Origin of the sequence: Winogradskyella psychrotolerans, assembly GCF_018860565.1 — a bacterium.
GTDB lineage: Bacteria > Bacteroidota > Bacteroidia > Flavobacteriales > Flavobacteriaceae > Winogradskyella > Winogradskyella damuponensis.
Window position 1 is genome coordinate 487,390 of sequence record NZ_JAHKPS010000018.1, and the last position, 26,000, is coordinate 513,389.

General features: G+C 32.3%; 22 protein-coding genes and 1 other RNA gene. 8 read left to right on the forward strand and 15 right to left on the reverse strand.

Annotated elements, in window-relative coordinates; all coding sequences use genetic code 11:
- Positions 1–47: 47 nt before the first annotated feature.
- From KO504_RS08730 to KO504_RS08750, 5 genes are all read right to left on the reverse strand, one after another.
- Positions 48–875, reverse strand: a complete 828-nt coding sequence (locus tag KO504_RS08730; protein ID WP_215925984.1) for a M48 family metallopeptidase — start codon at positions 873–875, stop codon at positions 48–50.
- A 98-nt stretch (positions 876–973) separates the two neighbouring features.
- Positions 974–3,385: a glycoside hydrolase family 31 protein gene (locus KO504_RS08735; protein ID WP_215925986.1), complete on the reverse strand. Its 2,412-nt coding sequence runs from the start codon at positions 3,383–3,385 to the stop codon at positions 974–976.
- Positions 3,386–3,627: 242 nt separating this feature from the next.
- Positions 3,628–5,538 (reverse strand): 1,4-alpha-glucan branching protein GlgB, encoded by a 1,911-nt coding sequence (gene glgB / locus KO504_RS08740; protein WP_215925988.1) that lies wholly within the window; start codon positions 5,536–5,538, stop codon positions 3,628–3,630.
- A gap of 2 nt (positions 5,539–5,540) precedes the next feature.
- On the reverse strand, positions 5,541–6,806 hold the full coding sequence (locus KO504_RS08745; protein ID WP_215925990.1) for a glucose-1-phosphate adenylyltransferase: 1,266 nt from the start codon (positions 6,804–6,806) through the stop codon (positions 5,541–5,543).
- A gap of 9 nt (positions 6,807–6,815) precedes the next feature.
- Positions 6,816–8,219, reverse strand: a complete 1,404-nt coding sequence (locus KO504_RS08750; RefSeq protein WP_215925992.1) for a glycogen synthase — start codon at positions 8,217–8,219, stop codon at positions 6,816–6,818.
- Positions 8,220–8,385: 166 nt separating this feature from the next.
- On the opposite strand from KO504_RS08750, the gene msrB reads away from it, so the two are divergent.
- The 3 genes from msrB (at position 8,386) to lpdA (ending at position 11,071) form a co-directional block, all read left to right on the forward strand.
- The gene (msrB, locus tag KO504_RS08755) at positions 8,386–8,865 is read left to right on the forward strand and encodes a peptide-methionine (R)-S-oxide reductase MsrB (protein ID WP_215925994.1); all 480 of its coding nucleotides are present in this window, start codon (positions 8,386–8,388) and stop codon (positions 8,863–8,865) included.
- A 108-nt stretch (positions 8,866–8,973) separates the two neighbouring features.
- Positions 8,974–9,528 carry a DinB family protein gene (locus KO504_RS08760; protein ID WP_215925996.1) on the forward strand — a complete coding sequence of 185 codons (555 nt, stop codon included), beginning with the start codon at positions 8,974–8,976 and terminating at the stop codon, positions 9,526–9,528.
- Positions 9,529–9,694: 166 nt separating this feature from the next.
- Complete coding sequence (gene lpdA, locus KO504_RS08765) at positions 9,695–11,071, forward strand: dihydrolipoyl dehydrogenase (protein WP_215925998.1); 1,377 nt, start codon at positions 9,695–9,697, stop codon at positions 11,069–11,071.
- A 191-nt stretch (positions 11,072–11,262) separates the two neighbouring features.
- Here the strand turns inward: lpdA and KO504_RS08770 are convergent, their stop codons facing one another.
- From KO504_RS08770 to KO504_RS08790, 5 genes are all read right to left on the reverse strand, one after another.
- On the reverse strand, positions 11,263–11,796 hold the full coding sequence (locus KO504_RS08770; protein ID WP_215926000.1) for a hypothetical protein: 534 nt from the start codon (positions 11,794–11,796) through the stop codon (positions 11,263–11,265).
- A gap of 208 nt (positions 11,797–12,004) precedes the next feature.
- On the reverse strand, positions 12,005–12,487 hold the full coding sequence (locus KO504_RS08775; protein ID WP_215926002.1) for an outer membrane beta-barrel protein: 483 nt from the start codon (positions 12,485–12,487) through the stop codon (positions 12,005–12,007).
- Positions 12,488–12,554: 67 nt separating this feature from the next.
- Entirely contained in the window at positions 12,555–12,971 is a 417-nt protein-coding gene (gene aroQ / locus KO504_RS08780; protein ID WP_215926004.1) for a type II 3-dehydroquinate dehydratase, read from the reverse strand.
- Positions 12,972–13,054: 83 nt separating this feature from the next.
- Complete coding sequence (locus KO504_RS08785) at positions 13,055–13,675, reverse strand: outer membrane beta-barrel protein (RefSeq protein WP_215926006.1); 621 nt, start codon at positions 13,673–13,675, stop codon at positions 13,055–13,057.
- Between the two features lie 518 nt (positions 13,676–14,193).
- On the reverse strand, positions 14,194–14,718 hold the full coding sequence (locus tag KO504_RS08790) for an outer membrane beta-barrel protein (RefSeq protein WP_215926008.1): 525 nt from the start codon (positions 14,716–14,718) through the stop codon (positions 14,194–14,196).
- Between the two features lie 219 nt (positions 14,719–14,937).
- Here KO504_RS08790 and xerA point away from each other — a divergent pair, with 219 nt between their 5' ends.
- Together xerA and KO504_RS08800 are read left to right on the forward strand one after the other, a co-directional pair.
- Entirely contained in the window at positions 14,938–15,846 is a 909-nt protein-coding gene (gene xerA, locus KO504_RS08795) for a site-specific tyrosine recombinase/integron integrase (protein WP_215926009.1), read from the forward strand.
- Positions 15,847–15,913: 67 nt separating this feature from the next.
- Positions 15,914–17,077: a PAS domain-containing sensor histidine kinase gene (locus KO504_RS08800; protein WP_215926011.1), complete on the forward strand. Its 1,164-nt coding sequence runs from the start codon at positions 15,914–15,916 to the stop codon at positions 17,075–17,077.
- Positions 17,078–17,167: 90 nt separating this feature from the next.
- On the opposite strand, the gene KO504_RS08805 is transcribed toward KO504_RS08800, so the two are convergent.
- The 5 genes from KO504_RS08805 to KO504_RS08825 form a co-directional block, all read right to left on the reverse strand.
- A complete protein-coding gene (locus tag KO504_RS08805) occupies positions 17,168–17,440 on the reverse strand; it encodes a pentapeptide repeat-containing protein (RefSeq protein ID WP_215926013.1) in 273 nt (90 codons plus the stop codon).
- Positions 17,441–17,555: 115 nt separating this feature from the next.
- Positions 17,556–19,133, reverse strand: coding sequence for a ribonuclease Y (rny, locus tag KO504_RS08810; protein ID WP_215926015.1), 1,578 nt, complete (start codon positions 19,131–19,133; stop codon positions 17,556–17,558).
- A 97-nt stretch (positions 19,134–19,230) separates the two neighbouring features.
- A non-coding RNA gene (gene ssrS, locus KO504_RS08815) (6S RNA) lies at positions 19,231–19,361 on the reverse strand.
- 60 nt (positions 19,362–19,421) lie between these two features.
- Positions 19,422–19,709 (reverse strand): cell division protein ZapA, encoded by a 288-nt coding sequence (locus KO504_RS08820; RefSeq protein WP_178987955.1) that lies wholly within the window; start codon positions 19,707–19,709, stop codon positions 19,422–19,424.
- A 21-nt stretch (positions 19,710–19,730) separates the two neighbouring features.
- Positions 19,731–20,021, reverse strand: a complete 291-nt coding sequence (locus tag KO504_RS08825; protein WP_215926017.1) for a hypothetical protein — start codon at positions 20,019–20,021, stop codon at positions 19,731–19,733.
- 178 nt (positions 20,022–20,199) lie between these two features.
- On the opposite strand from KO504_RS08825, the gene KO504_RS08830 reads away from it, so the two are divergent.
- The 3 genes from KO504_RS08830 to KO504_RS08840 all read left to right on the forward strand — a co-directional run.
- On the forward strand, positions 20,200–21,888 hold the full coding sequence (locus KO504_RS08830; RefSeq protein WP_215926019.1) for a M23 family metallopeptidase: 1,689 nt from the start codon (positions 20,200–20,202) through the stop codon (positions 21,886–21,888).
- Positions 21,889–21,978: 90 nt separating this feature from the next.
- Entirely contained in the window at positions 21,979–24,447 is a 2,469-nt protein-coding gene (locus KO504_RS08835; RefSeq protein ID WP_215926021.1) for a TonB-dependent receptor, read from the forward strand.
- A 159-nt stretch (positions 24,448–24,606) separates the two neighbouring features.
- Positions 24,607–26,000: hypothetical protein (locus KO504_RS08840; protein WP_215926023.1), on the forward strand; the 1,394-nt coding region annotated here is incomplete at its 3' end.

Here is a 26,000-nt window from a genome sequence, read left to right on the forward strand (position 1 = left end):
TCAAATTGAGCAGCTTCTAAAGTAATCAAATATTTATTAATTCAATATTAATTTATAGGTCTAAAACTCGTTATTCCAAATTTCTTAGCTTCTGCTTTTGCCTTTGGCGCTAATTCTCTTAAGTTTTTAATTCTAGAATCATTACTTGGGTGTGTACTCATAAATTCTGGTGGTGCTTCACCTCCACTATTTGCTTTCATACGCTCCCAAAGTACAGAGGCTTCATCTGGATTATAACCTGCAATTGCCATTAAATATAATCCTATTTCATCTGCTTCTGTTTCATGAGCTCTACTAAAAGGTAACATTCCTGCAACGTTAGAAACAACTCCATAAGACTGATTAAATATCCCTAAAGCTTGTTCATCATTTGATAAGGCTACATTTCCTGCTACAGCTAAACCTTGTTGAATGTACGATGCACTCATTCGTTGTTGACCATGATTAGCCAACGCATGTGCTACCTCATGTGCCATAATTGCTGCAATACCAGTCTCATTTGCTGCAATTGGCAAAATCCCTGTATAAAATGCAATTTTTCCTCCTGGCATACACCATGCATTTACTTGTTCTGATTCGATAAGTTTATATTCCCATTTATAATCGTCTAAATAACCATGATTCCCATTTGCGGTTAACCAACGTTCTGATGCAATTGCAATACGTTGACCTACACGTGTTATCATATCGGCATCTTCTGTTCCAGTTATGACTTTACTATCTGAAAGTACCTGATTATATTGTGCAAATGAAGATGGAAACAATTGATCATTACCAACAAATGCTAAGGTTTTTTTACCTGTAAATGGGTTTGTTGCACATGAAGCCACAAAAGCAACAATTGCAATACCCAATACTAATTTATTAAATTTCATAGCTAATAGTTTTATTAAGAGTTACACTAAAATACAAAAAACATTTTGTACTCTTTGGACACCAAAATAATTAATTAGTCACTAGAAAATCACTAGAATTAAGACTTATTTCCAATGATATGTAACTGAGAAAAATTCTTATCAACAACAATAGATGTTATACCATTTGCTTTCATGCTTTTAAGCGCTATTTTTTCATTATCTAATTGCACTTCTACAATATCAAATGGCAAGCCATGAAATTGAATATTAAAGGTGTCATATTTAGTTACAAATTTCCCTTCTTTATACTGATTAATTATTAGCTCTTCAGACTTCCCTCTAAGTGTAAAATTTCTGAGACTGTAACGTCCTTTAGTATAATCAAAACCATCATTGGCATCGCTATAAAGTTCGCTTTCTTCTTTTCCATTTTTATAATAAACATCTAAAGTAATTTCCTTTATTTCTTTTTCTCCAACATATTGTTGAATTGGAAATTTAGGAATTATCGCTCCTTCTTTTACAAAAATTGGCATACTATCAATGTCAGCATCAACCCACATTTCTTTGCCTCCTTTTATTATTTCATTGGTCCAGAAATTATACCAATTACCTTTAGGAATATACATACGTCTTCCTTTAGCATTAGGCTCTAATACAGGGCAAGCTAAAATTTGCTCACCAAAAATAAACTCATCCGTTCTATAATGAGTTTGTACATCTTCTTGATCAAAAAGCACTAAAGATTTTAATAATGGAGTACCATGGTCTACGTAATTCCAGAATGCTGTATATAAATATGGTAATATCTGGTAACGAATTTCAATAAACTTTCTTACAATATCTGTAACATCTTCATCAAAAGTCCATGGTTCTTGATCGCCATGATCACCAGAAGAATGCACTCTAAAAAATGGATGAAAAATCCCTAATTGAATCCAACGTGTAAACAACTCGCCTTGAGGTTGCTCTGCAAAGCCTCCAATATCACTACCAGCAAACGAAAACCCAGACATTGCCATACGTTGTGCTTGTATATTTGCAATCCATAAATGCTCCCAAGTAGCGACATTATCACCTGTCCAAGTTGACGTGTAACGTTGCGTCCCCGAATAAGCTGCACGTGTAATAACAAATGGACGTTTAGGGTATGAATATTTTTTTAAGCCTTGGTATGTTGCTCGCGCCATTTGCATACCATAAACATTATGAGCTTTTCTATGGCTACAAGGGTTACCATCATAATCATGACGCACATCGTCTGGGAAAGTTTTATTAGGCACTTCCATAACAGCTGGCTCATTCATATCGTTCCAAACACCTTTAATCCCGATATCTTCAATCAATTCTTGAAATAGTCCAGACCACCATTCTCTTACTTCAGGGTTTGTAAAATCTGGAAAATAACATTCTCCTGGCCATACTTTCCCTTTCATGTAATCTCCATCGGCTCGTTTACAGAAGTAATCATTTTCTAAAGCCTCCTTAAAAACAGAATAGTCCTTATCTATCTTAATTCCTGGATCAATAATAGCAACGGTTTTAAATCCATCGTCCAATAATTCTTTTACCATTCGTTTTGGATCTGGAAAATACTCTTTATTCCAAGTAAAACAACGGAAGCCTTCCATATAATCGATATCTAAATAAATAGCATCACATGGAATTTTTAATTTTCTAAACGTAGATGTAATTTCTTTTACTTTACTTTCTGGATAATAACTCCATTTGCATTGATGAAATCCTAATGCCCAAAGTGGAGGCAAATGGTGTGGTTTTCCTGTTAAATCTGTATAACTTTCTACAACATCACTCATTTTTGGACCGTAGAAAAAATAATAATTCATCTCACCACCTTGTGCCCAAAAACTAGTTACATTTCTACGCTCTTGTGCAAAATCGAAAGACGACTTAAACGTATTATCAAAGAAAATACCATAAGCCTTACCATGATGTAAACCTGTGTAAAACGGAATCGTTTTGTAAATAGGATCTGTATCTTTTCCGTAAGCATATGAGTCTGTTACCCAATTGCTATAGCGTTTCCCTTTTAAGTTAAGATGATTAGGTTTATCTCCAAGTCCATAATAACTTTCGCCATCATTAGACACTTTACTCATCTTTACAATGTTTCCTCCATGCTCATAGCTTTCTTCCCAATGAAATCCACCTTCATCTTGGTTAATAAGCGTACCATCATTAACATCGTAAATGGATTTTCTCATATCTTCTTTAGAAATTACGCAAAGTAATTTAGACGTTGAGATTTCATAAACATCTTCTTTTTCCTCTATTTCTAGCTTGTTGTAACCTGTACTTGCATATTTGGTAATGGCATAAGAAAAATCGTTATTAAAATTACCAACTGTAGTATACCTAAAGCGAAGTAAACTATCTCTAACAACCGTTAATTCTAAAATAACATCGTTTGCTGCTGTAAAATATAGTTTATCAACGTCTTTTTTAAAATCTATTATTTGCGAAGGAAATAAATCTCCTTTATTTTCTAATTCTGTATTTACAATCATGGGTTAACTTTTAGGCAAAAATTACTTGCAAAAAAACGGAAAAAATTAAACACTAAAAAGGGTTTATCCTAGTAATTACATGATTTAGCAACTATTACGTTTTCGGTCATAAATTTTACAATTATGATAATTTTTATACGATTTATTGACATAAACGCATATCTTAATTAACAAAATAAATAAAAAAGACCTGTTAGATTATAAAACCTAACAAGCCTGAATCATCTTGATCTTTTTTTCATTTATTTTGAGTACTTAAAAACAACCATACCTATAGGTGGAATATTAATTTCTAAAGAATTATCTCTATAATTCCAAGGTTCTGATTGCGTCGCTTTTTTTCTGTTTTTATAGTCTCCTGTTCCGAAATATTTTTTTAAATCACTATTAAAAATTTCTTTTAACTGGCCTTTTCTTGGCACTCCTATTCTATATTTTTCTTGTGGAACAGGTGTCATATTACAAGCTATAATAACATCATCTTCTTGATTATTTCCTTTTCTTATATATGTAAAAACTGAATTTTTAGAATCTCCATAATCAATCCATTCAAAGCCATCTGCTTCAAATTGTTTTTCATATAAAGCTGGCTCATTTTTATATAATGTGTTTAAATCTTTAATTAAGGCTTGCACACCTTTGTGTAAATCGTATTGTAACAAATGCCAATCGAGACTGTTTTTAAAATTCCATTCGCTACTTTGCCCAAATTCTGCTCCTTGAAACAATAGATTCGTTCCAGGATGTGTAAACATATACCCATAAAGCAGTCTTAAATTTGCAAAACGCTGCCATTCATCTCCTGGCATTTTCTCTAAAATAGATTTTTTACCATATACAACTTCATCATGACTTAAAGGCAACATAAAATTCTCGGTGAACACATAAGTCATTGAAAAGGTTAAATCATCTTGATGGAATTGTCTATATATTGGTTCTTTTGCAAAATATTGAAGTGTATCATGCATCCAACCCATCATCCATTTCATTCCAAAACCAAGTCCACCTATAAAAGTAGGTTTTGATACCATTGGAAACGCCGTAGATTCTTCAGCTATAGTTTGTACATCTGGAAATGAAGCATACACCGCTTCGTTCATTTCTCTTAAGAATGATATGGCTTCTAAATTTTCATTTCCACCATACATATTAGGCTCCCATTGTCCATCCTCTCTACTATAATCTAAAAATAACATGGAAGCTACTGCGTCTACCCTAAAACCATCTGCATGGTATTGGTCTAACCAAAAAATAGCATTACTAATTAAAAATGATTTGACTTCGTTACGTCCGTAATTAAAAATTAAACTCTTCCAGTCTTGATGGTACCCTTTCCGTTTATCTGGGTGTTCATAAAGTGCTGAGCCATCAAAGAAACCTAATCCGTGTGCATCTTCTGGAAAATGTGAAGGCACCCAATCGAGAATAATACCTATATCGTTTTGATGAAACTTATCTACTAACAATTTAAATTCTTCAGGATAACCAAATCGTGATGTTGGCGCAAAATACCCCGTTACTTGATAGCCCCAAGATGGATCATAAGGATATTCCATTATTGGCATTAATTCTACGTGCGTAAAGTTCATATCTTTTACGTACTTGACCAATTCATCTGCCAACTCTACATAAGACATAAAGCGATTTTCTTCAACATTCTTTTTCCAAGACCCTAAATGAACTTCATAAACAGAATATGGCGCATTTAAAGCGTTATTCTTTTTACGCTTTTTCATCCATTTTATGTCCTTCCACTTATAGTTATCTTCCCAAACGATTGAGGCTGTATTAGGATTATGCTCTGCTCGTCTAGCATAAGGATCTGCCTTTTCTGTTACAATATCGTTATTACTACTAAGAATCTTATATTTATACTTACTCCCCTTTCCAGCACCAGGAATAAAACCTTCCCAAATTCCGCTAGAATCCCAGCGTACATTTAATTTGTGTTCGCCTTCTGTCCAAAAATTAAAGTCTCCAACTACAGATACCATTTTAGCACTAGGTGCCCAAACAGCAAAATACACACCTTCTACTCCATCTACGGTTGTAATGTGAGACCCAAATTTCTCGTATAAACGATAGTGCTTTCCAGATTTAAAAAGATTGATATCAAAATCTGTAAAACGACTGTGTGTTATTACTTTTGCCATATTTATAGTACAAATCCCTTAGGAATTATAGCGTCTTTCCTTATAACAACTATACCATCTTTAATTACATATTCGTCTTTTTCTGTATCTGCTAAGTGAGCTCCACCGTTAATTCTTACATCGTCACCAATGCGTACATTTTTATCTATAATAGTATTCTTGATATAACACCTTTCTCCAATACCTAAAAGTATTTCTGTTTTATTGTTTTTTATATCATCTAACGATTCATAATCATCATTACCCATCATATAAGTATTTATGATTGTAGAATCTTTACCTATTCTAGATCGAATACCAATAACAGATTTTTCAATCTTAGCGGCATTTATTAAACAACCTTCAGCAATGACCGCTCTATCTAAAGCAGTACCTGTAATTTTTGAAGTTGGAAGGATCCTCGCATTGGTATAAGTACGTTGCTTAGAATCGTATAAGTTAAATTGCGGTAAATCATCTGTGAAACCAAGATTTGCCTCAAAAAATGAGTCTATATTTCCAATATCTGTCCAATACCCTTCATATTGGTAACTTAACGTTTTATGTTTGTCTATAGATTGAGGAATAATCTCTTTACCAAAATCATTAGTTTCGGGATTATTCATTAAATCAATTAACAATTTTCTATTAAAAATATAAATCCCCATAGAAGCAAGATGGTTACGACCTTGAGCTTTCATCTCTTCACTTGTTTCGGACGTCCAATCTGGTAATAAATCTGAACTTGGTTTTTCAACAAATGAGGTAACAACATTATTTTCATCTGTCTTAAGAATACCAAAAGAAGTAGCATCTTTCTCATTTACTGGTATTGTTGCAATAGAAATCTCTGCATTAGATTCTCTATGCGCTTTAATCATTTCATTAAAATCCATTTGATATAACTGATCACCTGATAAAATTAAAGCATACTCAAAATCGTGAGCTTTAATATGATGCATACTTTGTCTCACGGCATCTGCTGTTCCTTGAAACCAAGATTTACTTTCTGGTGTTTGTTCTGCCGCTAATACATCTACAAACGCAGAACTAAAAAAACTAAAATGATAAGTGTTTTTTATATGTCTATTTAATGAAGCTGAATTAAACTGCGTTAACACATACATGCGTTTAATATCAGAATTAATACAATTAGAAATAGGTATGTCTACTAATCTATATTTACCAGCTATTGGCACTGCAGGTTTAGATCGTTTTTCTGTTAATGGATATAGTCGAGATCCTTGGCCGCCACCAAGTATAATGGACAATACTTTATCGTTTATCATAGCTTTAGTTTAGTTTATTGAATTGTATAAGTTTATATATGCTTTAGCTGAAACCTCCCAAGAATGATCTATGCTCATTATATATTTTCGGTTCGCTTTAAATTCTTTTTGCTGAGTATAAAACTCTTTCCCTCTATTAATTGCAACCACAATATCCTGTTCGGAAACTTCATTATGACATATACCAAAACCATGGTCTCCAATATCTACAACAGTGTCTTTTAATCCTCCAATGCGTCTTACAATTGGCACAGTTCCGTACCTTAAGGAATACATTTGGTTTAATCCGCATGGTTCTACACGAGATGGCATTAATAAAAAATCTGCTCCAGCATAAATAATATGAGACAGTTTTTCGTCATAACCAATAAACGCATTATAATTTCCTTTATGCTTTAGTATTAAATCAAACAATTCTTTCTCTGTTTCTTTAGCTCCAGATCCTAAAACAATGACAGCTATATCTTTAGAACGCAACGCATAGTCTAGCGCATGTGGCAGAAGCTCTGCTCCTTTTTCACCAACTAAACGTCCTATAAAAGCAAATAAGGGTTTACTTTTATCCAAATTAAACTGAGAACACAACCATTCTTTATTCGCCTTCTTCCCTGATTCTACAGTCGTTTTTTTATAATTTTTTATAATGAATTTATCCGTTTCCGGATTCCAAACAGCCGAATCTATGCCATTTAAAATTCCAACTGCTTTAGAACTTTCGTGAGACAATAAAGACTCGAGTCCGTTGGCACTATATTTTAATTCTTCCATATAACTCGGCGACACAGTAGTCACGCGCCAAGCACATTTTATTGCTGCAGCTAGTGGATTTATCATGCCATCCCACATTAATAATCCTACATTTTCAATATTAAATTCAGGTATCTTATATAAGTTATCGTAAGACATCCATCCTTGATATTGTGCATTATGGATTGTAGTAATAATAGGTATTTTATTTAGCGACTCATATTTATAACTTTCTTGTGCCATAAATGGAATTAGACCTGTATGATGGTCATGACAATGGATATAGTCTGGTTTTTTCTTTAAAGTTAATATCCAATCTAAAGCCGCTATTTGAAATGCTAAAAAACGATTGGTATCATTATCTGTATAAACACTTTCTGTATATAACAAATCTTCAACATGAACGAAGAAAACATCAAATTCTAAAACAGCGTCTTCAATTTTTAAAATATCGAAATTTAATTCTTGGTTTCCCAAAATTAAATTAGCCTGATAAACCAAAGTAAACTTATGCGATTGCGTAAATTTAGTGTTATAAAATGGCATTATAACAGCACTATTAGCACCTATTTCATTTTGGTACTTGGGCAAAGCGCCAACAACATCAGCTAAACCACCTACTTTAGCAATTGGGTAACATTCTGCACTTATATGTATTATTTTCATTAATATGGACTCGTTTATTGTTGACGTTGTTAAATTTAACAATAATAAAAATAAAGTCAAGAGTATTTTGAATGTAATTTCAAATAAAAACATATACTATTTCGTAATGAACAAAACATGATAACGACCAAGCCAACAACCCTAATTTTTTTAAAAAAAATTAATTTTGAAAAAGATAATATTACTTACCCTTATTAGTTTGTTTTTTAGCTGTAACAGCTCAGCCCAAAAAAATGAAACTAAAGAAACATTTCCTGTTACTAAAACAGACGCAGAATGGAAAGCACAACTTACCAAAGAACAATACTACATTTTAAGAGAAGCTGGAACTGAAAGACCATTTTCTAGCTCCTTAAATAAAAATTACGAAAAAGGTGTTTATCATTGTGCTGCTTGTAATACTCCTTTATTTAAAAGTGAACATAAATTCGATTCAGGAACAGGATGGCCAAGTTTTGACCGTGTAATTGAAGGTAATGTTGCCTTTGGTACAGATACAAAAATTGGTTATACAAGAGACGAAGAACATTGCGCAACTTGCGGTGGTCATTTAGGACACGTGTTTAATGACGGCCCAAAAGAAACCACAGGTAAAAGACACTGCATTAATGGAGATGCTTTAAAATTTGTTGCTTCTAAAGAGTAAAATCTGTAATAATACATAAGCTAAATAGCGTTATTACATCTATCTATTTTTTATAATAGTTTATCAGATGTTATATCGCTATTTTTATAGGTATTAAATTTAAGCTTTATGGATTCTTCTTATTTACCTAGTACAATTAAACAATTTGAATACTACAAATCCCTTGGCGATAAAACCATTGCACAATTGACTTTTGACGAATTAAAAAAAGAATTTGCTCAAGATTCTAATTCCGTTTCTATCATTGTAAAACATCTTGTTGGTAATATGCTCAGCCGTTGGACCAATTTTTTAACCGAAGATGGCGAAAAAAAATGGCGTAAACGTGATGAAGAATTTATAGATGATTTTAAATCAAAAGATGAATTACTAGATGCTTGGAACAAAGGTTGGAATTGTTTGTTTACTGCCATCAAACCACTATCAAATCATAACTTAGAGCAAGTTATCTATATTAGAAACCAAGGCCATTCTGTTACCGAAGCCATCAACAGACAAATGATGCATTATGCTTATCATATTGGGCAAATCGTATATATTGGCAAATTAATTAAAGGCGAACATTGGAAATCACTATCTATTCCCAAAGAACAATCAAAAGCCTATAATAAAGACAAGTTTATACAGGACAAAAGCCGCAAACATTTTACAGAAGATCTCTAATTAAAATGACAATACTATAAGGCTTCAAACCTCAAAGATCTACTTAGAAAAGACATCAGATGATTTAAAGCTTTGGTGATTTAGAATTTCATTTTGCTATTTGGAGTTTTCTTTTTGGAATTTGTTACTTTTGTAACTTCAAAATTTCAACTAAAATAACTTACCCATGAGTAAATACGATATTATAGTATTAGGAAGTGGTCCTGGTGGCTACGTAACCGCAATAAGAGCATCGCAATTAGGATTTAAAACTGCCGTTGTAGAAAAAGAAAGCCTTGGTGGTGTATGCTTAAATTGGGGCTGTATCCCTACGAAAGCACTTTTAAAATCTGCTCAAGTATTTGAATATCTTAAACATGCTGAAGATTACGGACTTAAAGTTTCTGGTGCTGAACACGATTTTGATGCCGTTGTAAAACGTAGTCGTGGTGTTGCTGAAGGCATGAGTAATGGTGTAAAATTCTTAATGAAAAAGAATAAAATAGACGTTATTGAAGGTTTTGGAACACTAAAAACTGGAAAGAAAATAGATGTTGATGGTACAGAATATTCTGCAGACCACATCATCATTGCTACCGGAGCACGCTCACGCGAATTACCAAGCTTACCACAAGATGGTAAAAAAGTAATTGGATACAGACAAGCCATGACTTTAGAAAAGCAACCAAAAAAGATGATTGTTGTAGGTTCTGGAGCCATTGGAGTTGAGTTTGCTTATTTCTACAACTCAATGGGAACAGAAGTGACTATTGTAGAATATTTAGATAAAATCGTTCCTGTTGAAGATGATGAAGTCTCAAAACAATTAGAACGTAGCTTTAAGAAATCTGGAATTAAAATTATGACTTCTGCAGAAGTAACTTCTGTAGATACCTCTGGAGTTGGTGTAAAAGCCACAGTAAAAACCAAAAAAGGAGAAGAAGTACTAGAAGCTGATATTGTATTATCTGCGGTTGGTATAAAGTCTAATATTGAAAATATAGGTCTAGAAAATGTTGGCATCGCAGTTGACAGAGATAAAATTTTAGTTAATGATTATTATCAAACTAATATTCCTGGCTATTATGCGATTGGAGATGTTACTCCAGGCCAAGCATTAGCACACGTTGCATCTGCAGAAGGTATTCTTTGTGTAGAAAAAATTGCTGGTCAGCATGTAGAAGCTTTAGATTATGGCAATATTCCTGGTTGTACCTATTGTTCTCCAGAAATTGCTAGTGTTGGTTTAACTGAAGCTCAAGCCAAAGCACAAGGCTTAGATGTTAAGATTGGTAAATTTCCTTTCTCTGCCTCAGGAAAAGCAAGTGCTAGTGGCGCAAAAGATGGTTTTGTAAAAGTAATTTTTGATGCTAAATATGGCGAATGGTTAGGATGCCATATGATTGGTGCTGGAGTAACAGATATGATTGCTGAGGCTGTTTTAGGTCGTAAATTAGAAACTACAGGACATGAAGTGCTAAAAGCGGTACATCCTCACCCTACAATGAGTGAAGCGGTTATGGAAGCTGTTGCAGCGGCTTATGATGAAGTGATTCACCTATAACAAATTATAGTTAAAAATTTAGAGTTATACGTTTTTACAACTGAAACACTAAACATTTTATATTTAAAATGCGATTCTAACGAATCGCATTTTTTTGTTTCTACATTTTTCTTATTACTACCCTTTTACTAAAGCTAGACATAAAAAAAGGGCAACAAATTGCCGCCCTATAGTATATAAATAACTAAAGTTTAATCTACATAATGTGGATCTCCAAGTTGTTCGTAAGACGTTAAAGAACATCCACCTCCAATACTTTGATTAGAACCGTAAACAACATTGTCTTCGTTTAAATACGTTACAGTAAATGGCACACTTGTTTCACCTCTTACATAAATTGCAGATAAGCTAGAATCTGTCCACTCCCATTCTTGAAGATAAGTAGGAGTACCATTTATTCCGCTCTTAGAATACATAGACCCATCAGGATAAAAAGCATAATACCCTAAACCATCATAAGAATAATCTTCTCCTTCTTCACCACAACCAGAAAAATCAAAATCACTAGTTGTATGAGACCACCATTTTTGAGATCCTTCATTTCTGCTTAAACCACTAAACCCAGTTAAAGTCTCATTTCTTAATTCTAAGGCAACAATTTCGCCAGATGGTACACCATCTAAATTACTACTATCTCCACTATCATCGCTAGAACATGACATAAAGATAGCTCCAACCATAAAAAAGGCCATTAAAATTTTTGTTTTAGGTAAGTACATTCTCATAATTATATTTGTATTAAATTGGTTACACTTTATAGATTCTAGTATTAACTAACGCATTATAAAACGATTAGAAGTAACTCCAATGTTTATATGTTAAAACTATGTTAATGATTACTAAGTAAAAAAAACCTCCGTTAAACAACCAATAAAAAAGTTTAACCTCTTTTTTTGCTTAAAAAACATACATTAAACTACCTAAATAGCGTAATTACAATTTACAGGCTAAACCTAAAAAAACGTCATTAGGTGCTATTTCCTCAAAACCAATAGTGTATTTCATATGTAAATCTAATCTTGAAGTAAAAGTGTAAGCAAATCCTAAATCTGCTCTCACCTTTAATTTAGCATTATTAAAATCGAAGAAATAATTTAAACTCGGACCTACAAGAATATCAAAGCGATCCTTTATTTTATATTTTAAATATATAGGAGCATTTAAAAAATCAAAATCTCCTAGATTTATATAAAGTAATTCTGGTTGTAAAAGAAAACCGTTTTCTATTTCAAAATCTACAAAGCAACCTATATAATACCCTAATTCTACATCTGGAGTCTCTCCAAAACTCCCCTCTTCTACTTTAAAAAAGGTAAAATTCAATCCGCCTTTTACACCAAAACCTGTTTGGGCTTGTACATTAGATGTACTAATTATAACAATAAAAATAAAGAACGTTTTAATAAGATTCTTCATATAAACAATTTTAAGCATTCATAACATTAGAAACCTTTACCTTCTACATCTTTGTTACGAACTTCGTTTAAATAAAACTCTCAATTGCTAATTCATAACTTTGCAAACCAAAACCTAAAATAACCCCTTTAGCATTAGGCGAAATATACGACTGATGTCTAAATTCCTCTCTAGAAAATGTATTAGAGATATGTACCTCTACAACAGGAGTTGTAATGGCTTTAACTGCATCACCAATACCAACAGAAGTATGCGTATAAGCTGCAGCATTTAAAACAATCCCATCATAAGAAAAACCTACATCTTGTAGTTTATCTATAAGTTCACCTTCTATATTAGATTGAAAGTGCTCCAATTCTACATCAGGATATTTTTTCACTACTGTATCAAGAAACTCCATAAAAGTTAAACTACCGTAGATATTAGTCTCGCGTTTACCTAGTAAATTAAGATTAGGGCCGTTGATAATCATTATTTTCTTCATGTAGTAAATATATTAAAATATGCGCATAAAAAAACCGAAGCGTTTGCTTCGGTTTTAATATATAATTAAATGTTTTGTATGTCTTATAACTTGAATAAGATACCAAAAGCAGCATTACCACCAAATGGGTTAGCAACATCACCAAAACCTAAGTTAAATTCTGATACAGCTTCTGCACCATCAGCATCAAATTTACTAGTTGAGAAAGATAATACGTTCTTTAAACCAAATGTTAAAGCGATTTTTTCAGTAACGAAATAGTTAATACCTAAATCTAAACCTGCTCCGATAGTATTTTCTTTTACATCTGCAAGATCATAATTAGTACTAGCATATCCTACACCAAATTCAGTATAAGTCTTAAAACGCTCACCTAAATCTAAAAAGTAATAACGAGCAAAAGCACCAACACCAAAAGTAGATTGATCTGCTGTATCTGTACCAGCAACTTCTTCTTTAGCTGACCCAAAAGATAACTCACCACCAATAGCTAAATCTTCGCTAATGAAATAACCTAATTTTGGGCTAATTTCAAATCCAGAAGTTTTTTCTTCAGTGTTTTTGTCATTTGTACTGTTAAATCCAACCATTCCTTCAATGAATAGATCACCTTCAGCAAAACCAAAAGTTTTAGCTTCTTCTTGTGCACTTACACTTGTAAATCCTAATACTGCAACTGCAGCTGTAAATAATAATTTTTTCATAATTAAAGTTTAATTTTTATAATTAAATTGGTCGGCAAATGTAGACTTTAGTTTTATACTAAAAATCTAAATTATGTTAAAAATAAGTGTATTTCAACGATATTTTTTAACACTTCGTCATGCATTTTGAGTGAATTACTTCTTTTTCAAACAATTATACAAATACAAATGTTAAAGCATATAGCCTACATACACATGTAAGACACGACTCTTTATTGTCCAATCACTAAAGCACTCAGTACCGTTAATATTAGTAGACCTAAATATAACACGCAAAAAGTTTAAACACTCCTTAATATGTAGCTAATACTACTATTAAAACCAAAGTCAGCTCCTTCTAAATTACCTTTTACATCGTTTTCTGTAGATTAAGAAAACAATACCTCTTATAAAGCCTTAGAAAATTACTTAACCACTCGCCAAAACAGATTCCTAACGTTAGTTACTATATAATGCTTATTTATAAACAAAAAAAAAGAGGCGAATCGCCTCTTTTTTAAATATGTAATTTTCTAGATTTAGAACTTGTATCCTACACTTGCAGCAAAACCAGAAATTTTAACTGAACCATCCCCTTCGCCAGTATAATGATCATTTAACTGAAAACCATAACGTGCTTGTACAAATAATTCTTCACTAATATCATAACCAGCACCTATTGCTAATTGTAAGTTTAATTTTGTTCCATCATCAAAAGAATCTATATAGTCACCAACATCTCCACCTACAAATCCAATTTGTGGTCCAGCTTGAATATTAAATTCATCTGAAATATTGTACTTAGCTATCGCATTAAGTCCAAACATAGAAAGGTCACCTGCAATTGTGTAAGTCAATTCAGGTTGTACTGCAAATTGATCAGATACTTCAAATTCAGCAAAAGCACCAAGATGAAAACCTGTTTCTGATTCTGTGGCATCTCCAAATCCACCACTATCAACTTTAAGAGACATCATTGATAATCCACCTAAAGCACCGAAAGTTTGTGCATTGATGCTTGTGAAAGCAAATACTGCAAAAGCAGCCAAAAATAATTTTTTCATAATATTCTAATTTTTAGATTAATAGATACAAACTAAAGTCTTTTTTCTTAGATATAAAAATTTCTTTTAACAGTTATTAACAATTTTATACACAAACACCTGCAGAAATCTAATTATCAACCACATACAAACACACTTATTAACAATTAAAATTAAAATTACGATAAATTGCGTACTAATTTTAGGAGTAATTCAGTATTTAAATCATTATTTTTAACCATGAAATGGCAACAAGCAATCACAGATTACAGACATTATCTTCAAATAGAACGCGGTTTATCTAATAACTCAATAGAAAACTATAGCTATGACATAAAAAAAATGATGTCATATTTAGAGGATCATTCGATAAACGTTTCCCCTATTACTATAGATAATACTATTATTAAAACGTTTATTTATTCAGTTTCAAAATCTTTAAACCCAAGATCGCAAGCACGTTTAATCTCCGGACTTCGTAATTTTTTTGATTATTTAATTTTTGAAAATTACAGAAGTACTAATCCTGTAGATTTAATTGAATCGCCAAGAATTGGAAGAAAATTACCAGACACCTTATCTATTGAAGATATTGACAACCTAATTAACGCCATTGATTTAAGTTACCAATATAATGGTGTTAATCTAGGAGAGCGTAATAGAGCAATTATTGAAACGTTATACAGTTGTGGTTTACGTGTTAGCGAGCTTATAGGTCTTAAAGTTTCAGATTTATTCTTTGAAGAAGGCTTTATAAAAGTTACAGGTAAAGGCAATAAGCAACGTTTTGTTCCTATTAGCCCTTCCACACAGAGTTATATAACTATTTGGATAACCATAAGAAATCATATTGAAGTACAGCCTGACTCTAAAGATGTTCTCTTTTTAAATTATAAAGGGAAACAACTCACACGAGCCATGATTTTTACCATTATAAAAAAACTTGTAGAAACTACAGGATTAAAAAAAACAGTCTCTCCTCATACGTTTAGACATTCTTTTGCTACACATTTATTAGAAAACGGAGCCGATTTAAGAGCTATACAAATGATGCTAGGTCATGAAAGCATTACAACAACTGAAATCTATATGCATGTAGATCGGTCGCATTTAAGTGAAGTTCTAAACAAGTTTCATCCTAGAAAATAAGCAAAAAAACACCCTATTTAATGTGACATTTTCTTACAAATAGTGTCCAAAAATAAAGCAAAGATTAATGAAATTCCCTAAATTAAACTTAAGAAACTACAAATCAAACACTTCTAAAACTACGTTTGAAGATCAAAAACACAAAACGGCATTAGAAATTTCTAATGTTGGGCTTTGGGACTTAGATATTACCTCTAATAAAGTATTTTATTCAAAAGAATCTAAACAAATTATAGGCTATGCAGATGACGATTTAAAAAACACTTCTGAAGTTTGGGATAGCAAAGTACATCCCGATGATAGCGATGTTTACTATAAAAATTTCAATTCTCATTTAAAGGGTGAAATAGATTTGTACGAAAACGAATATCGTATAAAATGTAAAGACGGCAGTTACAAATGGATTTTAGATAAAGGAAAAATTGTAGAGCGAGATAACAATGGTAAACCTTCTCGTATTATTGGCACACATACAGACATTACAAAACTAAAAAATAACGAAACACAGCTCAATAAAAGTCTTCAGCTTATTACAAGCCAGAATAAAAGATTATATAGTTTTACTCATATCGTTTCTCATAATTTAAAAACTCATATTGGGAATCTAAAAAACATTTTAGAATTTTATGACGAAGCTTCTTCGGAAACAGAAAAAAAAGAACTGGTTGGTCACTTACAATCTATTTCAGAATCCTTAACCACAACCATTGAAGATTTAGATGATATTGTCAGTATCAAGTCTAAAGTTCACACTAACCAACTTAACGAACGTGTAAATCTTTATGACTTAAGCAATAAAGTTATAGAGAGTTTAAAAATAGAAAGCGATAAAAGAAGCGTTACCATACATAATGCTTTAAGAAAAGACGAAGTATTATTAACTAATGCAGCGTATTTAGAAAGTGTGTTTTATAATTTAATTTCTAACGGCATAAAATATTCGGATCCAAATAAAAAGGCCCAAATAGTTATTCAATCTATTCAATCTAAAGAAGCTGTAAAAATTCTAATTTCAGATAATGGCATAGGAATAGATATGACCAAATTTAAAGATCAGGTATTTGAAATGTATCAAACATTCCATGGTACAGATAGAAAAGATTCTAGAGGTATTGGACTATACATAACGAAAACACAAGTTGAAGCTTTAAATGGTGTAATTTTAATGGAAAGCAAGCTCAACGAAGGAACTGCTTTTTCTATTACATTTAAAAAGCAAAAAGGACTCTAAGTTTATGCCTTTGTTTTTTTAGCGACTTAAAGTAATGACAGTTATATTTCTTATTTACTTATAATTATTTTACAATAATCCAATACTTGATTATTTAGAAAATATTAGTTTTTCTAAAGGAATATCTATTTCTGGTGTCTGTAATAGAAAGTAACTGTCATTAATACTCAAAGTTGATGAAACTTCCGTTTTATTAAATCTAACGTTTCCTAAAAAACGGCAACTATTAAAACGCGTTGTTTTGTTTTTAGTGCTTATAAAATCAAAATCCTGAAGAAATATAGAGTGGCTCAAATCGGCTTTATCCATAAACTCTGTATAATTAAAAAGTGACTGCCCTTTACAATCTATTAAAGTAACCATAAAAATACTTTAATACTTAAAAAAAAATTACTTTGTGAGCTTACAGCTACTATTTGGAGTATAAAAAAAGTGCCCTTATTTCTAAAGGCACTTTTTTCATTATAATTTTACTTAATTATTTTGCAATATTCACTGCTCTTGTTTCTCTAATCACAGTAACCTTAACCTGACCCGGATAAGTCATATCTGTTTGGATTTTTTGAGAAATCTCAAACGATAAACTTGCTGCTTTTTCGTCCGTTACCTTTTCACTCTCTACAATAACACGTAGTTCTCTACCTGCTTGTATTGCATAAGCTTTCTTTACTCCCGTAAACCCGAAAGCTACATCTTCTAAATCTTTAAGACGTTGTATATAAGAATCTAATACTTGGCGTCTTGCACCTGGTCTTGCACCAGAAATAGCATCACATACCTGTATTATTGGCGACAATAAAGTTGTCATTTCTATTTCGTCGTGGTGAGCACCAATAGCGTTACAAACTTCTGGTTTTTCACCATGTTTTTCTGCCCATTGCATTCCTAAAATAGCATGCGGAGTTTCTACATCTGTTTCAGAAGATGGCACTTTTCCTATATCGTGTAATAATCCTGCTCGTTTAGCTAACTTAGGGTTTAAACCTAATTCTGCAGCCATTACACCACAGAGTTTAGCAACTTCTCGAGAGTGCTGTAATAAGTTTTGTCCGTAAGACGAACGGTACTTCATACGACCTACCATCTTTATTAATTCTGGGTGTAGACCATGAATTCCTAAATCGATAACCGTACGTTTTCCAACTTCTATAATTTCTTGTTCTATTTGTTTTTCGGTCTTTTTTACAATTTCTTCAATTCTTGCAGGATGTATTCTTCCATCAGTCACCAACTTGTGTAACGATAAACGTGCTATTTCACGTCGTACAGAATCAAAACACGATAAGATAATGGCTTCTGGAGTATCATCTACAATAATTTCAACTCCTGTTGCAGCCTCAATTGCTCTAATATTTCTTCCTTCTCTACCAATAATTCTACCTTTAACATCATCAGACTCTATATTAAAGACAGAGACACAGTTATCTACAGCCTCCTCTGTTCCAATACGCTGAATTGTATTGATAATTATTTTCTTAGCCTCTTGCTGAGCTGTTAACTTAGCCTCTTCTACATGATCTTGTATAAAAGCCATGGCATCAGTTTTAGCCTCTTCTTTAAGCGATTCTATTAATTGCTCCTTAGCTTCTTCCGCAGATAATGAAGAAATAACTTCTAGTTGTTTTATTTGGTTTTTGTGAGCCTTTTCAACTTCTTCTTGTTTCTTTTCTAAAAATTCTAATCTAAAATCGTAATCCTTGATTTTAGACTCTAAAGATTGATTTGTTTTTTTAGACTTAGAAAGTTCGTTAGATATTTGAGACTCTTTATCTCTAATTCTTTTTTCAGATTCAGCCATTTTCTTATCACGAGATAGTATTACTTTTTCGTGCTCAGATTTAAGCTCAATAAATTTTTCTTTTGCCTGAAGCATTTTATCTTTTTTAATAGATTCTCCATCAGACTTTGCTTGCTTTAAAATAGATTTAGCTTCCATTTCTGCATTTGCAATTAGTTTAGAAGCTTTTCCTTTTTCTAAAGATTTTGCTATAATATATCCTAGTATTACTCCTAATACTACTCCGCCAACTATATATATAATTGTGTTAGTGTCCATTTTTCTTATTTAGTTTATTTAGATTGGTGGTTCTTTTTTAAATTTCTACCTAAAGTTGAAATATAAAAAAAGCCTATATCAGTTATCGGTTTTGTATAAACTCCTTAAAAACAAGTTTAGGGCTAACAAGCTGATCAAAAATCTGTCTAAGATACTGAAACGAGTTCAGCACTAACAGCACGATTTTACAACTTAAACTCACCCTTTTTAAAGAATTGATCGTTGAGTTTATCAAAAAATGTAACTAATATAGGCAGTAACCTTATTTTATTTTAAAGAACGTACGAGTTAAATATGTGCTTGTAAAAGTTCATTCAAAGCTTCTAACTTTTCTTGAACCTCTTCATTTACATACTCTTTATCTATTGATTTTTGCTCTACTTGAGCCGCAAATTGCAAGGCACACATGGCCAAAACATCTTGCTTATCTCTTACAGAGTAATTCTGCTCAAATTGTCCAATCATAGCCTCAATTTTCTTTGTGGCTTTTCGTAAACCTTCCTCTTGACTCGGGTTTATCGTTAACGGATAAACTCTATTTGCTATAGAAAGTTTAATTTTTAATTGTTCTGACATATCACGTCTAAATTTACAACTTTATTCTGAGAGTTGCCCAATACAATGGTCAATATCTCTTATAAGTGCATTTATTTTGAGCTTCGTTTCTCGTTTATTTTCGTCACTACCAAGCATTGAATTTGCCATTTTGAGTGTATCATGTTTTTCTATCCAACCAGCAATTTCTTCCTGCTGATCTAAAACCTTTTGTTGCTGCTGTTGTAATTGTTCTGAGAGCTTAGCGTTGGTCTGTTTTAAAACCTCTTGCTTATGTAAAATCTTACTGATTTTATTCTCTAACGCGTCAACAATGTCTTCTATTTTACTCATTAAAGCAATTCAATACTATTGAAACAAAGTTAACATACCAAATGAAGAAATACAATTCTTTTACAATTATTTTTTATTTATATAACTTTAAAGGGTTTAAAGCATTAAGAAAAATAATGCACTTTTAACGTTTGATTATCGTTATCAAATTAATATTTTAGCAGTAATAGTACAACATATGAAACAATTTTTGATATTTTTTTTACTAACCTGCTCTGCTTATGGACAATCAGAATATCCTCAAGATTATTTTAGAAATCCACTAGATATTTCTTTGGTTCTTGCCGGAACATTTGCAGAATTAAGGTCAACTCATTTTCATGGTGGTTTAGATATTAAAACACAACAAAAAGAAGGCTTAAAAGTTTATACCGCTGCAGAAGGTTACGTAAGCAGGATTAAAGTTTCGCATTTTGGCTACGGAAAAGCCTTATACATTACACATCCTAATGGGTATACAACCGTTTATGGGCATCTTAAAAAATTCTCAAAGCGTTTAGAAGACTATATTAAAGAATGCCAGTATGAAAAAGAGAGTTATGAGGTAGAAATGTTTCCAGGAGTCGAAGAAATCTTAGTAGAACCTAACGAAGTTATTGCCTATTCTGGTAATACAGGTAGTTCTGGCGGACCACATTTACATTTCGAAATTAGAGATAATCAAGAACGCCCTATGAACCCTTTGCTTTTTGGATTGGAAGTAAAAGACTCAAAAGCACCTTATGTCACTGCTATTTTTGCATACCCTAAAGATGAAAACGCAACTATTAATGGTAAAAACGAAAGAACTGAACTACGATTAATCCCAAGAAAAACAGGAGATTATATGGTTGAAGAAATTAAAGCCCATGGAGCTATTGGTTTTGGTGTTACTTCTAATGACAAACAAGATTTAGCTCCAAATAAAAATGGCGTTAGTAATATCCAGTCATTCTTTAACGGTAATAAAAGTTTAGAAGTCGATTTTAAACGTTTTAGTTTTGATGAAACTAAACATATAAAAAGGTATGTAGATTACGAATACTACAAAAGTAAAAAATCTAAAATTCAGAAGTTATTCATTGAAAAAAATAACCCTTTAAGTCTTTTTAAAGACCCTTATGACAATGGTTATGTTATGGTTAAAGACAGTACATCTTCTGTTTACAAAATAAGAATAAGAGATTATCATGATAATGAAACATGGGTAACAATACCGATAAAAGGAAAACTTGAAACCATAAAAAAGGACAGTATTGATAATGTCACTACAAAATCCTTAGTTTATAGCAATAAACCTACAACTCTAACCTCTGGATTAGTGACTGTTAATTTCTATGAAAACACATTATACGATGATACCTATATAGATTTTAAAGTAAGTTCTGACACCCTTTTCTTAGGTGAAGACCGCATTGCTATGCAAAAGAACTTTTATATCAATTACGATTTAAGCAACTATAAAAGTGAACATCAAGAAAAATTATTTATTGCTAGGTTTTATGGCAATTATTGGAAACCTTATTACGTTACTAGCTCACGTAAAGGCAATGTGTTAACGGCTAAAACTAAAGCATTAGGAACTTTTGCTTTAGCAACTGATCTTACACCACCAACCATAAAACCCATTAATTTTCAGGATAAAAAATGGATAAGTAAATACCGTTATCTTAAAGTTAAGATTGAAGACGACCTTTCTGGCATCAGTAAATACAGAGCTACAGTTAATGGAAAGTGGATTTTAATGGAGTATGATTATAAAACCAATACCTTAACACACGATTTTAATGATAATATCGTTAAGGATACTAAGAATGAATTAAAAATAATTGTGACGGATAATGTTGGAAATAGTTCTACATTTGAAGCAACATTTTTTAGAAAATAGAAAAAGACCATAGACCGCTTCGCTTTTAGAACCTAAAACAAAGATTATTAAAGTTCAAGATCTAAAACTTGGCATATAAAACTAAATTATTTGAAACGCTTATATTTCTCAGTCCTACTCAGCTTACTCTTTAGTTTGCTATCCTTTTCTCAATCTGCCATTATTAGAGGTGTTATTTTAGATGAAGCTCAAAACCCAATAGAAGGGGTTAATATAAAAATAAATACAGGTGAAGGAACTGCCACAAACAGTAACGGATTTTACGAACTTAAAATTCCTTATGGAGTTGAAATAACTGTTGAGTTTACCCATGTTTCACACAAACGTATAGAACAAAAGTTTAATTTAAAAAACGGTCAGGAAATAGAATACAATCCTGTAATGTTAATTGAATTTGAACAAATTGCCACTGTTGTTATTAATACAAATACCAGACAATCTGTTGATGGAGTCACCTCTATTTCTCCACAAATGATAAGAACTATAAAAGGTGCACAACCAGGTGTTGAAAATATTTTAAAAACCTTACCTGGCGTTAATATCTCTAATGAATTAAGTACACAATACTCTGTAAGAGGTGGGAACTTTGATGAAAACCTTGTTTACGTCAATGAGATTGAAGTGTATAGACCTTTTTTAATTCGCTCTGGAAATCAAGAAGGTTTAAGTTTTGTAAATACCGATTTGGTTCAGAATGTCGATTTTTCAGCTGGAGGTTTTCAAGCCAAATACGGTGATAAATTATCCTCTGCTTTAGATATTACATACCGAAATCCGGTAGATTTTGGAATAAGAGCAGATTTAAGTTTACTAGGCGGAAGTATCGCTGCAGAAACCGTTTCCAAAGACGGAAAATTTTCTGGTATTGCAGGAGTTAGATATAGAGACAACAGTTTATTATTAAATAGTTTAGAAACTGAAGGCAATGTTGAACCTGTTTTTGCTGACGCACAAACCTACTTAACATATCGTTTTTCAAGTAAATTTCATCTAAATTTTTTAGGAAACATATCTTTAAACAAATACAATTTTCAACCAGAAAATAGACAAACCAATTTTGGTACCTTAGAAGATCCTGTGGCACTTTTAGTGGTTTATGAGGGACAAGAAAAAGACAAATACCAAACTTATTTTGGAGCCTTTAAAGCCAATTATTTTGTTAATGATGATTTAACTCTTAAACTCATTGCTTCAGCCTACCATACTACAGAACAAGAATACTTTGACATATTAGCCCAATACCGTTTAGGTGAAGTAAATACAAATATAGGAGATGAGAATTTAGGTGAAGTAGAATTTAGTGAAGGTATTGGCTCGCAATTAACACATGCACGTAATGATTTAGATGCTTTAATCTTTAATGCAGAACACAGAGGAGATTACAAAATTGATGACGAAAGTACTGTAGAATGGTCTGTAAAATACACTCACGAAGATATTAGAGACCGCTTAGTCGAATATGAAGTTATTGATTCTGCAGGTTTTTCAATTAGACCTCCTCGTTTTAGCCAACCTAACCCACAACCTTACACCCCGTTTACTGGACCATTAACGGCTTTTGAAAACATAAAATCTTTAAATTTTGTAAAAATAAACAGACTACAGTCTTTTGTACAATACAGCAAACAAACCGATTGGAATGGACACGAGATATTTTACAACGCAGGTGTAAGAACACACAGCTGGTCTGTTAGTGGTGATGGTATTTCTGATAATAAAACTCAAACTGTTATTAGTCCAAGAGCTCAGTTTGCCATTAAACCAAATTGGGAAAAAGACATGCTTTTTAGAGTTGCAGGTGGCCTGTATTATCAACCTCCGTTTTACAGAGAGTTAAGAGATTCTTCGGGCACAGTACAACCTAACGTTAAAGCACAACAATCGTTTCATGTTGTTTTAGGTAATGAATACAGCTTTCAACTATGGGAAAGACCATTTAAACTGGTTAGCGAAGCTTATTTTAAAGGGATGACAGATGTTAATCCTTATACCTTAGAAAACGTTAGAATACGATACAGTGCGGACAATAATGCTAAGGCCTATGCTTATGGACTAGATTTACGACTTAATGGTGAGTTTGTACCTGGAACGGAATCTTGGTTTAGTTTTGGTTATTTAAAAACAGAAGAGAACATTGACAATCGAGGGTATATTGCAAGACCAACCGATCAACGTTTAAAATTTGGAGCTTTATTTCAAGACTATGTGCCTAATATGCCTGATTTAAAAATGTACTTAAATCTTGTTTATAATACAGGTGTTCCTGGTGGTTCGCCTAGTTATGCAGATCCATATATTTATCAAATACGCTTAAAAGATTATAGACGTGCAGATTTAGGCATCTCATTTGAAGTTGTAAATCCAGAAAAAACATATAATGCTAAATGGAAGAAATCGTTTAGAGAGTTAGCTATTGGATTTGAAATCTACAATATGTTTAATAATCAAAACTCTATTACCAATACATGGGTTAGAGACGTTTATTCTAAGGCACAATATGCTATTCCAAATTATTTAACACCTCGCGTTTTTAATTTGAGATTATCCGCTCGCTTTTAGATTAAATCTAATTTTCACAATCTAGCTATACCTTTTTTTAGTGGAATAACCTATATTTCCGATATTCAGCACTTATATCATGTTTTAATTTATTAAATTTGTAACTATCTAATTCGCTTTAGATTACCCTACTAAACTTCAGCATTAAAATTTAAGAACATGAAATTTTCTTTCTTTACATGCCTTTTGCTATGCTCTAGTATTGCTTTTGCTCAATTAACAGTAACAAACAATTCTTATGTTTTTGTTGACGGAGATGGGTTTACAGCCGCTCCAGATATAGCTCCTTTATACGTTACAAATGCCGTAAACTTAACAGGAACTAATAGTCATATCTATTTAAGAAACGAAGCACAATTAATTCAAGATTTTGGAGCTGCTACAAGTACAAATTCTGGAACAGGACAATTAAGCGTTTATCAAACAGGCACTGTAAATCAATGGGCTTATAACTATTGGTGCTCTCCTGTTGGTAATAATTCTGCAGCAACTGGAAATGAAAATGCACGTGTCAATTTAATTGATGATGCTACAGGATTAACATCTAGTACAGATGCTGCATTTACTACGGCTTTTAATGGGAGTTCAAGTCCTTTAACAATTTCTGATCGTTGGCTATGGACCTACCAAACATCCGATCAATATCTTGATTGGGTTTATGTAGGTGCTACCGGAAATATTAGACCAGGACTTGGCTTTACAATGAAAGGAAACGGAACTGGTTTAACTGGTAGCCAAGTTTATGATTTTAGAGGTAAACCTAATAACGGCACCATTACTAATGATGTGGCTAACGGCTTAAATACTTTAATTGGTAATCCATATCCAAGTGCTATGGATTCTGCTCTATTTATTCATGATACAGATAACCAAGCATCAATTACTGGGACACTACTTTTCTGGGAACAAGATGGAACAGTAGCCTCGCATACTTTACAAGATTATAGAGGAGGTTATTATTCGTTTACTATTAATGCCTCAGGAACAGTAATTACGGATACTCCTGCACAATTTATGACTTATGACGAACAAGACAACACCTTTCCTTTAGCTATACCAACTAATGGTTCTAAATCTGCTGGTAGATATATTCCAATCGGACAAGGCTTTATGGTTGAAGGCATTGCAGGTACACCAGGAACTCCTGCTACTGTTTACACTAAAAACTCACATCGTGTATTTGCCAAAGAATCTGATGGTGACAGTTATTTCTTTAGAAGCAGTACTGACAATGGAGATAACAATGCTGAAACTACAGGCATTCAATATCAAGAGAATGGACTTTCTATTGTGCCTGATGATTTTAAACGTTTTAGAATCAATGTAGATTTCACTGTTGAAGAAGCACAATATACTAGACAATTGGTTTTAAATTTTCATGAATCTGCCACTGCTGGTTTTGATTATGGTTTAGAATTAATTCATTCTGAACCTACGCCTTCAGATGCTTATTTCTTATTGGATGACAAAATATACAATGGACAAGCTTTTCCTTTTGAAGAAACACTCATCATCCCTTTAACTATAGATATTGAACAACAACAACAACAACA

Bases quoted from the DNA above. Each gene is read 5' to 3' on its own strand.
- KO504_RS08760 (WP_215925996.1), top strand. From the start codon at position 8,974: ATGGATTCTTCTTATTTACCTAGTACAATTAAACAATTTGAATACTAC.
- KO504_RS08730 (WP_215925984.1), bottom strand. From the start codon at position 875: ATGAAATTTAATAAATTAGTATTGGGTATTGCAATTGTTGCTTTTGTG.
- KO504_RS08735 (WP_215925986.1), bottom strand. From the start codon at position 3,385: ATGATTGTAAATACAGAATTAGAAAATAAAGGAGATTTATTTCCTTCG.
- KO504_RS08800 (WP_215926011.1), top strand. From the start codon at position 15,914: ATGAAATTCCCTAAATTAAACTTAAGAAACTACAAATCAAACACTTCT.
- rny (WP_215926015.1), bottom strand. From the start codon at position 19,133: ATGGACACTAACACAATTATATATATAGTTGGCGGAGTAGTATTAGGA.
- KO504_RS08785 (WP_215926006.1), bottom strand. From the start codon at position 13,675: ATGAAAAAATTATTATTTACAGCTGCAGTTGCAGTATTAGGATTTACA.
- KO504_RS08775 (WP_215926002.1), bottom strand. From the start codon at position 12,487: ATGAAGAATCTTATTAAAACGTTCTTTATTTTTATTGTTATAATTAGT.
- KO504_RS08745 (WP_215925990.1), bottom strand. From the start codon at position 6,806: ATGATAAACGATAAAGTATTGTCCATTATACTTGGTGGCGGCCAAGGA.
- KO504_RS08750 (WP_215925992.1), bottom strand. From the start codon at position 8,219: ATGAAAATAATACATATAAGTGCAGAATGTTACCCAATTGCTAAAGTA.
- KO504_RS08820 (WP_178987955.1), bottom strand. From the start codon at position 19,709: ATGTCAGAACAATTAAAAATTAAACTTTCTATAGCAAATAGAGTTTAT.
- glgB (WP_215925988.1), bottom strand. From the start codon at position 5,538: ATGGCAAAAGTAATAACACACAGTCGTTTTACAGATTTTGATATCAAT.
- aroQ (WP_215926004.1), bottom strand. From the start codon at position 12,971: ATGAAGAAAATAATGATTATCAACGGCCCTAATCTTAATTTACTAGGT.
- lpdA (WP_215925998.1), top strand. From the start codon at position 9,695: ATGAGTAAATACGATATTATAGTATTAGGAAGTGGTCCTGGTGGCTAC.
- KO504_RS08770 (WP_215926000.1), bottom strand. From the start codon at position 11,796: ATGAGAATGTACTTACCTAAAACAAAAATTTTAATGGCCTTTTTTATG.
- xerA (WP_215926009.1), top strand. From the start codon at position 14,938: ATGAAATGGCAACAAGCAATCACAGATTACAGACATTATCTTCAAATA.
- KO504_RS08830 (WP_215926019.1), top strand. From the start codon at position 20,200: ATGAAACAATTTTTGATATTTTTTTTACTAACCTGCTCTGCTTATGGA.
- KO504_RS08790 (WP_215926008.1), bottom strand. From the start codon at position 14,718: ATGAAAAAATTATTTTTGGCTGCTTTTGCAGTATTTGCTTTCACAAGC.
- KO504_RS08825 (WP_215926017.1), bottom strand. From the start codon at position 20,021: ATGAGTAAAATAGAAGACATTGTTGACGCGTTAGAGAATAAAATCAGT.
- KO504_RS08805 (WP_215926013.1), bottom strand. From the start codon at position 17,440: ATGGTTACTTTAATAGATTGTAAAGGGCAGTCACTTTTTAATTATACA.